7 protein-coding genes and 1 pseudogene are annotated in these 13,332 nt (G+C 73.4%); 6 read left to right on the forward strand and 2 right to left on the reverse strand.

The window, feature by feature from the left end; genetic code table 11:
* The first annotated feature begins 232 nt into the window (after positions 1-232).
* Both ABZ956_RS30240 and ABZ956_RS30245 read left to right on the forward strand, forming a co-directional pair.
* Positions 233-436 carry a hypothetical protein gene (locus ABZ956_RS30240; protein WP_361900627.1) on the forward strand — a complete coding sequence of 68 codons (204 nt, stop codon included), beginning with the start codon at positions 233-235 and terminating at the stop codon, positions 434-436.
* Between the two features lie 244 nt (positions 437-680).
* Complete coding sequence (locus ABZ956_RS30245) at positions 681-1,679, forward strand: iron-siderophore ABC transporter substrate-binding protein (protein ID WP_361900630.1); 999 nt, start codon at positions 681-683, stop codon at positions 1,677-1,679.
* A 110-nt stretch (positions 1,680-1,789) separates the two neighbouring features.
* Here the strand turns inward: ABZ956_RS30245 and ABZ956_RS30250 are convergent, their stop codons facing one another.
* Positions 1,790-2,923, reverse strand: a complete 1,134-nt coding sequence (locus ABZ956_RS30250; protein WP_361900633.1) for a M20 family metallopeptidase — start codon at positions 2,921-2,923, stop codon at positions 1,790-1,792.
* Positions 2,924-3,078: 155 nt separating this feature from the next.
* Between ABZ956_RS30250 and ABZ956_RS30255 the strand changes: the two genes are divergently transcribed.
* From ABZ956_RS30255 to ABZ956_RS30265, 3 genes are read left to right on the forward strand one after another with little or no spacing between them, the layout of a single operon-like run.
* The gene (locus ABZ956_RS30255) at positions 3,079-10,278 is read left to right on the forward strand and encodes an amino acid adenylation domain-containing protein (RefSeq protein WP_361900636.1); all 7,200 of its coding nucleotides are present in this window, start codon (positions 3,079-3,081) and stop codon (positions 10,276-10,278) included.
* A 4-nt stretch (positions 10,279-10,282) separates the two neighbouring features.
* Positions 10,283-10,486: an MbtH family protein gene (locus ABZ956_RS30260; protein WP_361900639.1), complete on the forward strand. Its 204-nt coding sequence runs from the start codon at positions 10,283-10,285 to the stop codon at positions 10,484-10,486.
* Between the two features lie 26 nt (positions 10,487-10,512).
* Positions 10,513-11,901 carry an MDR family MFS transporter gene (locus ABZ956_RS30265; RefSeq protein ID WP_361900642.1) on the forward strand — a complete coding sequence of 463 codons (1,389 nt, stop codon included), beginning with the start codon at positions 10,513-10,515 and terminating at the stop codon, positions 11,899-11,901.
* Between the two features lie 74 nt (positions 11,902-11,975).
* On the opposite strand, the gene fes is transcribed toward ABZ956_RS30265, so the two are convergent.
* Positions 11,976-13,199, reverse strand: a complete 1,224-nt coding sequence (gene fes / locus ABZ956_RS30270; protein WP_361900645.1) for an enterochelin esterase — start codon at positions 13,197-13,199, stop codon at positions 11,976-11,978.
* Between the two features lie 19 nt (positions 13,200-13,218).
* On the opposite strand from fes, the pseudogene ABZ956_RS30275 reads away from it, so the two are divergent.
* A pseudogene (locus tag ABZ956_RS30275) lies at positions 13,219-13,332 on the forward strand (2-keto-myo-inositol dehydratase); the annotation flags it as partial.

Below are 13,332 nucleotides of genomic sequence, written 5' to 3' on the forward strand. Positions count from 1 at the left end.
AAGCGGCCGAGGGGGCGGACGGCGAGCAGTTCTACATCGGGCGGCGGCACGTGCACGACGCGGCCGGGACTGGCAGGCGCCGTCCCGGCCGGGCGGCGATGTCGCCGCCACCGACCGCGCGCACCATTCCGTCCTGCGCTGCTGACCGGGACCACGTCCCGCCTCCTGTCCCGGGGGCGGGGCGTCGTCGTTTTCCCGGCACGCCAGCAGGTACGACAGCAGGAGTTACGTCATGCGCATCGATCCAGCGCGCGCGCTCGGCGCCTATGTGCGCGCCGAGGCCTACCGCATTCACCGTCCCGATCCCGAGCCGGAGCCCGCCCCCGTCATCGTCGAGGAGCGCACCGACGCTCCGGGGGACGCGGCATCGGAGGGCCGGCCCGTCTCGCGCCGGCCGAACGTGCTCGCCCGGTTGTTGTTCCTCCGTCAGAAGTAGCCGCCCCGGAGTCCGTCGCCCAGGGCCCGCCGCGAGGCGGGCCGCTCCGGGCGGGGCGGCGAAGGGCGGCGGAGGGCGGCGGAGGATTGGGCCGGCCGGGAGGGGTCGGGGAAGAAGGGGACCCCCCTACGGGGTGACTTTAAGGTAAGGCTAACCTAATATTCCCTGCGTCCGGTGTGGGAGTGATCCCCACGGATGGCTTGCCCTGTTCCTTTTGAGTTCTTTTCAACGCCCGGAGCCTTCGATGACCTCGCCCGACCGCTTCCTCCTGTCCGCGCCGCGCCGTGCGGCTCAGGCTCTCGCCGCTGTGGGTGCGGCCGCCCTGCTCCTGACCGGTTGCGGTTCCGACGGGGATTCCGGCTCCGACAAGGCGAAGGGTGAGTCGAAGTCCGACAGCGGTGAGACCCGTACGGTCAAGGACGCCACGGGTACGGCGGTCAAGGTTCCCGCCAACCCCAAGCGCATCGTGACGCTCACCCAGGAGGACCTCGACGCGGTGCTCGCGCTCGGCCTCAAGCCGGTCGGCATCACCAACGGGCAGGGCATGAACAAGCCGCCGGCCTACCTCGAGGACAAGGTCAAGGGCGTCAACGTCGTCGGCAATCTGCTCCAGCCGGTGATGGACAAGGTGATCGCCGCCAAGCCCGACCTCATCCTCGCCGGTGACATGCAGGACCAGCAGGTCCTCAAGCAGCTCCGCGAGATCACCCCGGCCACCGTGGTCACGATGGCCCCGACCGACGACTGGAAGCTCTCCTTCCGGGGCATCGCCAACGCGGTCAACGGCCTCGACAAGGCCAACAAGGTCATCACCGAGTACGAGGCCAAGGCCAAGAAGGCCGGCGAGGAGCTCGGCGAGAACAAGGGTGCCGAGGTCAGCATCGTCCGCTGGAACCCGGACGGCCCCAGCTGGATGGAGAAGAAGCAGTTCGCCAGCGGTGTCGCCCTGGACATGGGCCTCAAGCGCCCCAAGGCCCAGGACAAGGACGGCAACGCCCACACCCCGGCGCTCAGCCTGGAGAAGATCAACGAGATCGACGGTGACTGGCTCTTCCTCTCCACGCTCACCTCGGACGGCGAGAAGGCCCTGAAGGACGTCCAGGAGAAGCCGGCGTACAAGGACCTGAACGCGGTCAAGAAGAACCACGCGGTGACCGTGAACGGTTCGGTGTGGTCCACCCGGGGTGGCCCGCTGGCCAGCCAGGTCGTCATCGACGACATCGTCAAGGCGCTGAAGAAGTAGCCGGAGGAGGTCCGGGGCCCGGGTCGCGGCCCCGGGCCCCGGTCCTCGAAGGTCCTCGGACGCCGGACGGGCTGGTTCTCCAGCCCGTCCGGCGTTTTGGGTGCGAGGGGTCAGGCCCTGCGGGCCGCCGCGAAGTCCGCCGCCGTCCAGGCCATGCCCACCGCGCCGTCGACGACGGCCCGTTCGGCCTCGGGCGACAGCGCCGCCTGGACGAACTCCGGCTCGTGCGGACCGCAGGCGCCGCCGGTGATGTCCAGCACCGGATGGATCGAGGGCACGGCGTGCGAGACGTTGCCCATGTCCGTGCAGGCGAACGCCTCGCGCTGCTGCGGCTCGGGGCGGCCCAGCTCCCGGGCGTTGGCCTGCCACAGCGCGATGAGCCCCGGGTCGGTGCGGAAGTCGAGGTAGTCCGGCTCCGGCCGCGTCAGCGTCACCTCGCAGCCGGTGGCGAGCGCACCGGCCCGGAAGCAGTCCTCCACGCGCTCGCGCAACTCCCGCAGGTCCTCGGCGGCCGAGGCGCGGATCTCGTACTCGGCGGTGGCCCGGTCGGGGATCAGATTGGGCCGGGTGCCCGCGCTCGTGGTCACCCCGTGCACCTTCCACTGCGACGGCAACTGCTGGCGCAGCAGCCCCAGGGCGACCTGGGCGACCGTCAGCGCGTCGGCGGCGTTACGGCCTTCGTGCGCGTTGAGGCTGGGGTGCGCGGAGCGGCCCCGGTAGTCGACCGAGAGCGTGCCGAGCGCGAAGGAGCGGAACTCGGTGACCTCGAACGGGCAGGGGTGCACCATCATCGCGGCGTCCACCCCCTCGAAGGCCCCGGCCTCCAGCAGCAGCGCCTTGCCCGCGCCGCGCTCCTCCGCCGGGGTGCCCACGACCCGTACGGTCAGGCCCAGTTCGTCCGCGTAGGGGGCGAGGGCGAGCGCCGCGCCCACGCCGGCGGCGGCGATCAGATTGTGACCGCAGGCGTGCCCGAGGCCGGGCAGCGCGTCGTACTCGCAGGCGATGGCCACGGTGACCGGGCCGGAACCGGTCGTCGCCGAGAACGCCGTCTCCAAGCCGTAGGCGGGAGCGGTGACATCGAAGCCGTGGCCGCGCAGGGCCTCGGCGCACCAGGCGGCGGCCCGGTGCTCGGCGAACGCGGTCTCAGGGTGTGCGTGGATGCGCCGGCTGAGCGACAGGAGCTCCTCACGATGGGCTGAAACGCGCTCGCGTATGGCGGATTTGAGGCCTTCGGCCACGGTCATGTCCGGCTCCTGTGTCGTGGGTGTTCCATCCGCCCCGCGCGGGTCGGGGGTCGCTCTCACAAGCGATCAAAAAATAGCTTAGGCTTACCTAAGCTGACGCACCGGGGGGTCCGGTGTGACCAGGAACGTTTGCCATATATCGGGAGTCCCCACGCATGCGTCACCACCAGGCCGAGACCTCTGCCGCCGAACTGCCGCTCCTCGCGGCGCAGTCCGGAATCCTGTACGCCCAGGCTCTCGCCCCTGACAACCCGGTCTACAACACCGGTGACTGTGTGGAGATCAACGGCCCCCTGGACGAGGAACTGTTCGAGCGCGCCCTGCGGCAGACCGTCCACGAGGCCGAGACGCTGGCCCTCGTCGCCACCGCGGGCGACCCGCCCGCCCAGCGCGTCGAGTCCGGCCGCCAGTGGCCGCTGCACCGCCTCGACCTGCGCACGGCGGACCGCCCGGCCGACGAGGCCGAGACCTGGATGCGGGCCGACCTCGACCGGCCCGTCGACCTCACCGAGGGCGCTCTCGTCACCCAGGCCCTCATCCGCCTGGCCGACGACCGCTACTGGTGGTACCAGCGCGTCCACCACTTCGCCGTCGACGCCTACGCCCTGACCCTCATCGGCCGCCGGGCCGCCGAGATCTACACCGCACTGGCCGCCGGCACCGAGCCCGCCCCCAACCCCTTCGGCACGCTGCGCGAGCTCGTCGACGACGAGGCCGAATACACCGCCGGGGAACGCCACGGGGCCGACCGCGACTTCTGGCGCGAGCGCTTCGCCGACCGGCCCGAGCCCGTCTCCCTCTCCGACGGCCCCGCCGTCCCCGCCGGCTTCGTACTGCGCCACGGAGCCGAACTGCCCGTCGGCTCCCTGACCCGCCTGGAGTCGGCCGCCCGGGCCGCCAAGGCCACCTGGGCCGAACTCCTCATCGCCGCCACCGCCGGCTATGTGCACCGCACGACCGGCGCCCGGGACATCGTGCTCGGCCTGCCGCTGATGAACCGCCGCGGCCCGGCCGCCCTGCGCACCCCCGCCATGATGGTCAACGTCATGCCGCTGCGCATCGCCGTGCAGCCGCAGGACACCGGTGCCGAACTCCTGCGCCGCGTCGTCCTCGAGGTGCGGGCCGTCCGCCGCCACCAGCGCTACCGCCAGGAGGACCTGCGCCGCGACCTCGGCCTGACCGCCGCCGAACAGCCCTTGTTCGGACCCATGGTGAACATCAAGGCGTTCGAGGGGGACCTGGAGTTCGGCGGGCTGCCCGGCGTGGTGCGCAACCTCGCCGCCGGGCCCGTCGACGACCTCGCCGTGGCCGTCACCCCGGCGCCCGACGGTGCCGTCCGGCTCGGCCTGGACGCCAACCCCGCCCGCTACGACCACTCGGCGCTCGCCGCCCATGAGAGCGGCCTGCGCCGCTACCTCGACGGCCTCACCGAGCTGCTCCTGGACGACCCGCAGCGGCCCGTCGGCACCATCGAGCTCCTGGACGCGGACGAGATCCGCCGCGCCACCGAGGGCCGCTCCGAGCCCGCCCCCGAGCGCACCCTGCCCGAGCTGTTCACCGCTCAGGCCGCCCGCACCCCCGACGCGATCGCCGTCCGCAGCGGGGACACCGCCCTCACCTTCGCCGGGCTGGAGAGCGCCGCCAACCGCCTCGCCCACGAACTGCTGGCCTCGGGCCTGCGGCAGGGCAGCGCCGTGGCCCTGGCCCTGCCCCGCAGCGCGGACACCGTCGTCGCCCTGCTCGCCGTCCTCAAGGCGGGCGGCGTCTGCCAGCCCCTCGACCTCGGCCACCCCGCACAGCGCATCACCGCCGTCCTCGACGACACCCGCCCCGGCCGCGTCCTCGGCACCACCGACGCCGTCAGCGGCCTGCCGCAGCACGGCATCCCCACGCTGCTGCTGGACGACCCGGCCACCCGGGCCCGCATCGACGCCCGCCCCGCCACGGCCCCCGCGGCCCCCGCACCCGGCCAGGCGGCGTACATCATCCACACCTCCGGCTCCACCGGCCGCCCCAAGGGCGTCCTCGTCACCCACGCCTCCCTCGCCAACCTCCACGCCGGCCACGGCAGCGACCACATCGCCCCGGCCGTGGAGCGCACCGGCCGCGAGCGGCTGCGGATCGCGCACAGCGCCTCCTTCGCCTTCGACGCCTCCTGGGACCCCCTGATCTGGATGGTCCACGGCCACGAGCTGCACCTCCTGGACGACGCCGCCTACCGCGACCCGGCCGCCCTGACCGCCTACGTCGACACACAGCGCGTCGACTACCTCGACGCCACCCCCTCCTACGTCGAGGCCCTCATCGCCGAGGGCCTCCTCGACCAGGGCCGGCACCACCCCGCACTCGTCGTGGTCGGCGGCGAGACCGTGCCCGAACCGCTGTGGCGACGCCTGGCCGAGACCGACGGCCTGAACCCCATCAACCTCTACGGGCCCACCGAGACCACCGTCGACGCCTACTACTGGCTGCCCCGCGGCCCCCAGGACGGCACCCCCGTCGGCCGCCCCGTGCGGGGCTCACGGGCGTACGTCCTCGACACCTCCCTGCGCCCGACGGCCCCCGGCGTCACCGGCGAGCTGTACATCGCCGGCGCCTGCCTGGCCGCCGGCTACCTGGGCCGCCCCGACCTCACCGCCGAACGCTTCACCGCCGACCCCTTCGGCGCCCTGCACGGCGAGCCCGGCGCCCGTATGTACCGCACCGGCGACCTCGTGCGCCGCCGCGAGGACGGCACCCTCGAGTTCCTCGGCCGCGCCGACGACCAGGTCAAGATCCGCGGCTTCCGCGTCGAACTCGGCGAGATCCAGGCCGCCCTGGCCGAGCACCCGGACGTCGCCCAGGCCGCCGTCATCGCCCGCGACACCGCCACCGGCAAGCGGCTCCTCGGCTACATCGTCCCCACCCAGGACGCCGCCGCCGACCCCGAGGGGCTGCGCGCCCACCTCGCCGGGCGGCTGCCCGACCACATGGTGCCCAGCGCGATCCTCGTCCTGGACGCCCTGCCCCGCACCGCCAACGACAAGCTCGACGTGCGGGCCCTGCCCGACCCGGACCCGGCCGCCGCCGCGGGCGGCGCCACCGGCCACAGCGGCCCCCGCACCGCGCACGAGGAGATCCTCTGCGGCCTCTTCGCCGATGTCCTCGGCCTGGACGCCACCCCCTCCCCACAGGCCGGCCTCTTCGACCTCGGCGGCCACTCGCTGACCGCCGGCCGCATCGCCGCCCGTATCCGCGAGAGCTTCGGCGCGACCGTCAGCCTCGCCGACGTCTTCCGCACCCCCACCCCGGCCGCGCTCGCCGCCCTGCTGCGCGAGGCCCCCGCGACCGAGGGCGAGGAGCGCCCCGCGCTCGCGCCCGTACCCCGCACGGACCGCATGCCGCTCTCCCCGGCGCAGAAGCGGCTGTGGTTCATGTACCGCCTCGAAGGACTCAGCCCCACCTACAACATCCCCCTCGTGCTGACCCTGACCGGACCGCTCGACCACGACGCGCTGCAGCTCGCCCTGAACGACCTGACGCACGCCCACGAGACGCTCAGAACCGTATACCCGGCCACTGACAACGAGCCCTACCAGCGGATTCTCACCGCCGACGAGGCCAGCCCGCGCCTGCACACCGCGCCCGCCGGGGCCGGCCTGAGCGAGGCCGTCCGCCACTGCTTCGACCTCGCCACCGAACCGCCGCTCAAGGCCACGCTGTTCAGCGACGGCGGCGAGCACCACACCCTGCTCCTCCTCCTGCACCACATCGCCGGCGACGGCGCCTCCACCACCCCCCTGGCCCGCGACCTCGCCACCGCCTACACCGCCCGCGCCGCCGGGCGCGCCCCCCAACTGCCGCACCGGCCCGTGCAGTACGCCGACCACACCGCCTGGCAGCAGCGCCTGCTGGGCACCGCCGACGAGCCGACCGCGCTCGCCGCCCGTCAGCTCGGCCACTGGAAGCAGGCCCTCGCCGGCCTTCCCGACCAGATCGAACTGCCCACGGACCGGCCGCGCCCCGCCGTCGCGTCCTACGAAGGCGACACCGTCCCCTTCCACCTCGACGCCGGCACGCACACCGCCCTCGAGCAGCTCACCCGCGCCACCGGCACCAGCGTCTTCATGGCCGTCCAGGCCGCCCTCGCCACCCTCCTGACCCGCTACGGCTGCGGCACGGATATCCCGCTCGGCACCCCCGTCGCCGGGCGCGACGACGACACGACCGCCGACCTCGTCGGCTTCTTCGTCAACACCCTGGTCCTGCGCACCGACACCTCCGGCGACCCCACCTTCCGCACCCTCCTCGACCGCGTCCGCGCCACCACGCTCGCCGCGTACGAACACGCCGACGTGCCCTTCGACCGGCTTGTCGAGGAGCTCAACCCGCCCCGCTCGCTGGCCCGGCACCCCCTCTTCCAGGTGATGCTCGCCTGGCAGTCGCTGCCGGACGCCGAGTTCGCCATGGGACCCGGCCTGAGGGCCCGCATGGACGCCGTCCCCTCGGGCACCGCCAAGTTCGACCTCACCCTCAACGCGGGCGAGCGGCCCGGCGGCGGCATATCCGGCTTCCTCGAGTTCCGCACGGACCTCTTCGACGCCACCACGGCCGAACGCCTGTCCGTGCACCTGACCCGGCTGCTCACCGCGGCCGTCGCCGACCCGGACACCCCCGTCGGCCGGCTCCCCCTCCTCGACGAGCAGGAGCTGCACCGCTCCCTGGTCGAATGGAACGCCGGCACGCACACCCCCGCGCCCTCCAAGCAGACCCTCGTCGAGCTCTACGAGGACGCCGCCCGCCGGCACCCCGACCGCACGGCCGTCACCTGCGAGGGCGCCTCCCTCACCTACGCGCAGTTGTCCGCCCGAGCCAACCGGCTGGCCCGGCTGCTCGCCGGGCGCGGCATCGGGCCGGGCGCCATCGTCGCCCTCGCCCTGCCCCGCTCGCTCGAACTGGTCACCGGTCTGCTGGCCGTCGCCAAGTGCGGCGCCGCCTACCTGCCCATGGACCCGGACTACCCGGCCGACCGCCTGGCGTACATGCTGCAGGACGCCGCCCCGGCCGCCGTCGTCACCGACACCGCGACCGCCGGCCGCATCCCGGCCCACGACCTGCCGGTCGTCCTCGTCGACGGCACCGACGCCGAGGCGTACGAGCCCGCCGACCTGACCGACGAGGACCGCACCCGCGCCCAGCGCCCCGGCGACGTCGCCTACGTCATCTACACCTCGGGCTCCACCGGCCGCCCCAAGGGCGTCCCCGTCACCCACCACAACGTCGCCCGCCTCTTCTCCGCCACCGACCACTGGTTCGGCTTCGACGAGAACGACGTGTGGACCCTCTTCCACTCCTACGCCTTCGACTTCTCGGTGTGGGAGCTGTGGGGCGCGCTCCTGCACGGCGGCCGCCTCGTGGTCGTACCGCACCTGGTCAGCCGCGACCCGCGGGCCTTCCTCGGCCTGCTCGCCGACGAGCGCGTGACCGTCCTCAACCAGACGCCGTCGGCGTTCTACCAGCTGATGGCGGCGGACAGTCAAGAGGGCGCGCATCCGGGCAAGGAACTCGCCCTGCGCTACGTCGTCTTCGGCGGCGAGGCCCTCGAGCTGGGCCGCCTCGACGACTGGTACGAGCGTCACGCCGACGACGCTCCCACGCTCGTCAACATGTACGGCATCACCGAGACCACCGTCCACGTCTCGTACATCGCCCTCGACCGCGCGAGCGCCGCCGCCGGCACCTCCAGCACCATCGGCGTCAACATCCCCGACCTGCGCGTCTACGTCCTCGACGGGTACCTCCAGCCCGTGCCGCCCGGCGTCACCGGCGAGATGTACGTCGCCGGCGAGGGCCTGGCCCGCGGCTACCTCGGCCGCCACGCGCTGACGGCGGAACGATTCGTCGCCGATCCGTTCGCCCACCTCTTCGACGAGAGCGGCAGCCGCATGTACCGCTCCGGCGACCTCGCCCGCCGCCGCCCCGACGGCACCCTGGAGTACTTCGGGCGTGCCGACCACCAGGTGAAGATCCGCGGCTTCCGCATCGAGCTCGGCGAGATCGAGGCCGTCCTCGCCGACCACCCCGACGTCGCCGACGCGGCCGTCGTCGTCCGCGAGGACAGCCCCGGCGACAAGCGCCTGGTCGCCTACGCCGTCCCCGCCCGCGAGACCACGCCCGCCCTGCTGCGCGAGCACGCCGGCACCGAACTGCCCGTCCACATGGTCCCCTCGGCCGTCGTCCTCCTGGACAAGCTGCCGCTGACCGCCAACGGCAAGCTCGACCGCAAGGCCCTCCCGGCCCCCGACCTGGCCGCCGCCGTCACCGAGGGCCGGGCCCCGCGCGGCCCCCGCGAGGAGCAGCTCTGCGCGATCTTCGCCGACGTCCTGGGCCTGCCCCGGGTCGGCGTGGACGACAACTTCTTCGACCTCGGCGGCCATTCGCTGCTCGCCGTGCGCCTGGCCGGCCGCGTCAAGGACGCGCTCGGCGCCGACGTCGGCATCGGCACCATCTTCCAGGCCCCGACCGTGGCCGCCCTGGACGCCGCCCTCGACGCGGCGGAGCGCACCGACGCCCTCGACGTCCTGCTGCCGCTGCGCCCGGCGAAGGACGGGGACAAGGCACCGCTGTACTGCGTTCACCCCGCCGGCGGACTCAGCTGGTGCTACGCCGGCCTGATCCGCCACCTGCCCGCCGACGTGCCCATCTACGGCCTCCAGGCACAAGGCGTCGGCCCGGCCACCGCCGCCGAACCGCTGCCGGCCACCCTGGAGGAACTGGCCGCGCACTACGTCGACCGGCTCCGCGACGTCCAGCCCGAGGGCCCGTACCGCCTGATGGGCTGGTCCACCGGCGGCATCATCGCCCAGGCCATGGCCACCCGTCTGCAGGACCTCGGAGCGGAGGTCGAGCTGCTCGCCATCCTCGACGCCTACCCCGCCGAGGGCTTCCGCGAGCTGCCCGTACCCGACCAGGCCGAGGCCCTGGAAGCCCTGCTGGCCATGGGCGGCTACGGACCGGACAGCCTGGAGGGCAAGCCCTTCGAGCTCGCCCACGTCACCGAGGTGCTGCGCCGCGAGGGTTCCCCGCTGGCCAGCCTGGACGACGCCACCATCGAGGCCCTCAACCGCACCTACCTCAACACCAACCACCTGGTGCGCGCCTTCGACCACCGCGTCTACCGCGGCGACGTGCTCTTCTTCCGGGCCACCGTCGACACCATCGACGACGAACTCACCCCCGAGACCTGGACCCCCTATGTGACCGGGCGGATCGACAACACGAACGTCGCCTGCTCGCACAAGGACATGACCCTGCCCGAACCGATCGCGCACATCGCGGGCGTCATCGCCGACCGCCTGCAGAACCTGGAGAACTGACCCCATGAGCGACGCACCCGCCAACCCCTTCGACGGCGACGGGGAGTTTTTCGTCCTCGTCAACGGCGAGGGGCAGCACAGCCTCTGGCCGGGCTTCGCCGCCGTGCCGGCGGGCTGGACCGCCGCCCACGGGCCGTGCGCCCGGCAGGAGGCCCTGGACTGGATCACCGGGAACTGGACCGACCTGACCCCGGCCGCCGACCGGTGAGAGGGATATCGCCGCGCATCGCCGTCGTGATCGTCTACACGGTGGCGATGTGCATGAACGGGCTCGACTCCACCATCGTCAACCCGGCGCTGCTCACCATCGCCCGTGACTTCGGCGAACCGGTGTCGGCGGCCAACACCGTCGAGGTGGCCTTCCTCGTGGCGCTCGCCGTCGCCCTGCCCGTCGCGGGCTGGCTCGGCGACCGCTTCGGCATCAAGAGGGTCTTTCTCGGCGCGCTCGCCGTGTTCACCGCGGCCTCGGCGGCCTGCGGCCTGGCCCAGGACCTTCCGACGCTCGTCCTCGCCCGCGTCGTGCAGGGCGTGGCGGGCGGGCTGTTGACGCCCGTCGGCATGACCCTGCTCTTCCGGGCCTTCCCGCCGCACGAGCGGATGAAGCTGTCCAAGGTGCTCATCGTGCCGACCGCGCTGATGCCCGCGCTCGGCCCGCCGCTCGGCGGCTTCCTGACCGAGCACCTGTCCTGGCACTGGCTGTTCTTCGTGAACGTGCCGCTCGGCGCGGCCGCCGTGCTGATCGGCGTGCTGGGGCTGGAGGAGCACCGGGAGCAGGCCGAGGGCTTCGACCTGACGGGCTTCCTGCTGGCGACCCCCGCGCTGGGCCTGCTCACCTACGCGCTGGGCTTCGGTCCCACGCACGGCTGGACCGCGCCCTCCGTCCTGGTCGCCGGCCCGCTCGGGCTCGCGCTGCTGGCCGCCGGCTGCGTCCACCTGCTCAGGGCGCGGACGCCCCTGCTTCAGCTGCGGCTGCTCGCCGACAAGGTGTTCGCGTCCGCCACCGTCCTCGCGCTGGTCACCTCCGCGGGGCTGATGGGCGTGCTCTTCTCCTTCCCGCTGCTCTACCAGGCGGCGCTCGGCGCCTCGGCCCTGGACGCGGGACTGAGCGTCTTCCCGGAGGCTCTCGGACTGATGCTGGCCTCCCAGGTGGCCGACCGGCTGATGCCCCGGCTCGGGCCCCGGTGGCTCGCCGTGCCCGCCCTGGTGCTGGCGACGGCCGTCTTCGGCGCGCTGGCCGTGCCGGGCGTGGCCGAGAACGCCTGGGCGGTACGGGCCCTGATGTTCTGCGTGGGCCTGGTGCTGGGCACGGCCGTGCTCACCGTGCAGATCGCCGGGTTCTCGGACGTCCCGCCGCCGGCCATGGGCCAGGCGATGGGCCTGTTCACCATCGTGCGCACCCTGGGCGGCGCGCTCGGCATCGCGGTCACGGCCGCGGTGATCTCCGCCTGGGGCGGCTCGGGCACGCACGACGCGGACCCGGGCCCGTACCGGGCCGCCATCGCGGTCACCGCGGGCCTCGTCGCCCTCGGCACGCTGTGCGCGCTGCGGATGCCCAAGGAGGCCCCGGCGCCCCCGCCCTTCGATGACGAGCCGCAGGACGAGGAACTGCCGACCGCGGCCTGACGGCCGACGAAGAGAGGTCCCGTACCGGCGCACTGCCGGTACGGGACTTCTGTCGTCTCGCCGTCTCGCCGGTACTAACGCGGTGCCAGCAGCCCTACGAGCCCGTCGGCGAGCCCGCCGCGCCAGCAGGCGTAGTCGTGACCGCCGTTGAACTCCCTGTACGCCACGTCGTAGCCGCGTGCTTCCAGCACATTGCGCAGGTGCCGGTTCTGCGGGAGCAGCATCCACTCCTGCAGCCCCACCTCCAGATGGAAGCGGACCGGCAGCTTCTCGCACGTCGCGTACTGGCGGGTCAGCCACTCGCTGCCGCCGTCGAACTCGGTCCCGTCCGGCCACCAGAAGGAGCCCGACTGGGACAGCGCGTTGCCGAACCGTTCCGGCCTGCGGAAGGCGGCGAAGGCCGCCGTGAGGCCACCCGCGCTCTGCCCGGCCACGACGGTACGCGCCGGGTCCTCCGTCGCCCCGTACTCCCGGGCGGCCCAGGGCAGCAGCACGTCGGCCAGCCAGTCGACGAACTCCTCGCTGCAGCTGAGGTCGGCCATGCGCCGGTCGCGGCCCATGGTCTCGACGAACAGGGTCACCGTCGGCGGTATGCGGCCGTCGGCGTGCAGGTTGTCCAAAGTGGCGGCGAAGTCCAGCACCGGGCCCCACATCTCGCCGTCGAGCAGCACGGCGACGGCGTACGGGCCGCCGGCCGGCGTGTGCCCGGCGGGCAGGTGGACGCCTACGCGCCGGCCGTCGACCTCGGCGTCGGCGTGCACGCCGCGTGCCACCGACTCCCGCCGCCCCGCCCACTCCTGTACGGGGGAGTCGGGCAGTTCCATCACGGACGAGGGATTGCGCCCGTCGCGGGAGGGCAGCGACGGGCCGGCGGCCAGCGGATCGGGCAGCGCGGTGTCCAGCACGCCCAGCCACGACGCGCGGTCCGTGCGCAGGGCGTCCTCGCGGGCCCCACGGTGGACGGAGAACTGGTACGAGGCCCGGTGGTCGGCGCGCAACCGGTGACTGATGGCCCACACGTCGGTGCCGGGCACCTTGCCCATCAGGTGCGGGGCGAGGTCACGGGCGTGCCGGTCCTTGTCGGTGACGGTGTGCACGAGCGCGAGGACGTCGGTGGCGGGGGCGTCGGGGTCGTCGCGCCAGAGGAAGGTGACGAGGCGGTACGCCGGGTCGGCGTCGGGGTCCGGCTCGACGAGGGGGGTGCCGGTGGCGGCGACGCGCCGCCAGAAGGCGTCGACGGCGCCGGGCGTTTCGGCCTCGACGGCCTCGGCGAGCGTGCGAAGCGTCGGGCTGTGCAGCTCCACGGGTTTCCTTTCGGTGGCAGGTGTCCGAGGTGCCCCCGCCCTGAACCGGATCCGCGTCGGCTCCGCACCGGATTCGTGGGGCGTCTGGTTCGCCGACGACCCGGCGCAGATCCCCTGGGAACGCTTC

The sequence above is a fragment of the Streptomyces sp. NPDC046261 genome, from assembly GCF_040646235.1.
Lineage (GTDB): Bacteria > Actinomycetota > Actinomycetes > Streptomycetales > Streptomycetaceae > Streptomyces.